This is a genomic window from Mucilaginibacter sp. P4_E8, from assembly GCF_056401495.1.
The window spans coordinates 1-2,202 of sequence record NZ_JBFUJG010000314.1 but is presented as its reverse complement, the minus strand read 5'-3'; the positions used below and the strand labels follow the sequence as shown (position 1 = coordinate 2,202).

Sequence of the window (2,202 nt, the reverse complement as noted above, 5' to 3'; positions counted from 1 at the left end):
GAACGAAGATGGTACGCCTGTTAATTATGACTTTAAAAATCGCCCGCGCAGGCAGGATTTTAAAGGCGAACTAATGGAGAACGGTTCCTTTTATATATCAACTGTTGGAGCGGTAACAGAACATAAAAACAGGCTATCGGGTAAAATTGCCATTTATGAAATGCCTGAATACACTGCATTTGAAATAGATGAACCGGACGACTGGATCATCATGGAAAGGCTTTTCCAGAAGCATGTTTTAAAGGATGCGTATAGCAGCCCGGTAACCAGGCATATTAAGCTTTTCATTTCTGATGTGGATGGTGTATTGACTGATGCCGGAATGTATTATTCAGAATCAGGTGATGAATTGAAAAAATTTAACACGCATGACGGAATGGCTTTTCAGCTATTGCGCCAGGCCGGGGTAAAAACAGGTATAATCACTACTGAAAATACGCAGATTGTTGCACGCAGGGCAGCTAAACTTAAACTGGATTATGTACACCAGGGAAAGGGCTTTGGATCCAAACTTGACATTGCTCTTGAAATATGTAAATTGGAAGGGATTAGCATAGATGAGGTAGCATATATTGGTGACGATATTAATTGTATCAATTTATTAAGTGCAGCGGGTGTTAAAGCCTGCCCCAATAATGCAACCCGTGGTGTAAAAGAACTGCCAGGTATTTTGCATCTTTCAAAATGTGGAGGCGATGGTGCGGTAAGGGAATTTGTAGAATGGTTATTTGATAACGGATTTTGCAAATCAACTATACCTACCGAACTGAAACAGGATAAATGGGCCTCCTGAAAGATACAGGAAATCAGATTGGACATATCAGGAATTAACCTTCATACAGAACACCAAATTTAAACGCATTATAATTATTAGTGCTATAATTTAGTGCTGTAATTAGTTCATAAATTTTTGTTGCTAAAATGGAGCATAAGCAGGTTATTGACAAGTTAAATTCATTTGAAAATGCATACCCTGTTAAGGAATGGATAATTGATGATATATCTGTTTGGCCATTGATCAGGTGCAACCTCTTTAAAGAGTGGCGTGATCTGGAGCAGGCGAAGCAGGTACAGGCAAAAAAAGCTAAACCAAAATCTTCAGGTACAAGCGGCGGCTTAATTTMAAGCGTTAAGTTAACTGCTAAATTTTTGATGTCCCTGCGTCATGTAATTAGTTTCAGGTTAAAAAAATCAACTAAAATCCCCATATTATTTACCGGGTCCATTGCGCACAGGGTTGAGCTTGATGGCGCTCACGTTAACCGGTATTTTCAACCTATTATTGATTTTTTGAAGGCTAAGTACCAGCGCGACTCTATAATAGTTGAATACTTTAAGCCAAACTACAGTAAAACATATAAGTCAAGTGATCAGGTTATTTTTCTTGCACAGTTTATTCCTTTTTTCCAGGTGATAAATGCGTTCAAGTTTACTAACATGCAGTTTAAACTTAAAGATTATGACCTCTTTTTAAACGCAGTTCAGGAACAATTGCCTTTTGTGAATATACAGTCATTCAGTGTGCCTTCGCTTCAAAATGATGTAAAAGAGATCAAGGTAATAGCATCGGCATATGACCTTTTTTTAGAAAAGTATAAACCCGATTATGCTTTTGGACTGTGTTATTATAATGTACCTGTTTTTGCATTAAACTATGCTGCATCAAAAAGGGGGATAATTAGCGCAGATATGCAGCATGGCGGGCAGGGTAAGCTACACGTAGCATACGGTAACTACGGTGCTGTACCTGATCAGGGTTATAACCTGTTGCCCAATATTTTTTGGTGCTGGGATGAAGCATCGTACAATGTTGTAAATAGCTGGGTTTCAAAACAATCATTTCATAAGGTTATTTTAGGGGGCAACCCGTGGTTGGATTATTTTTTTGAAACTAATGTAGTATCTTACAGTTTTCCCAACAAAAAAATCATTCTGTACACCATGCAACTTGATGTCCCTGAACAATATATTGTTGATGCAGTTAAGCTTACGCCTCCTGATTTTCAATGGTGGTTCCGTTTTCATCCCAGAACCACTGCCGAAAACAAGAAGGCTGTTGTTGACCTGTTTACTCATGCAGGGCTAATTGATGCAGTTGAAATGGATAAGGCAACAACATATCCTTTGCCCATTATCCTTAAAAATACCAGTGTTCATATTTCTAAATTTTCAGGCTCAATAATTGAGGCTACGCAACTTGGT

At 38.3% G+C, this 2,202-nt stretch carries 2 protein-coding genes; both read left to right on the top strand.

Annotation, left to right across the window (positions count from 1 at the left end; genetic code table 11):
* A partial coding sequence (locus tag AC1DRQ_RS30895; RefSeq protein ID WP_477429863.1) for a KdsC family phosphatase occupies positions 1-793 on the top strand: 793 nt, incomplete at its 5' end.
* 128 nt (positions 794-921) lie between these two features.
* A partial coding sequence (locus tag AC1DRQ_RS30890) for a hypothetical protein (protein WP_477429861.1) occupies positions 922-2,202 on the top strand: 1,281 nt, incomplete at its 3' end.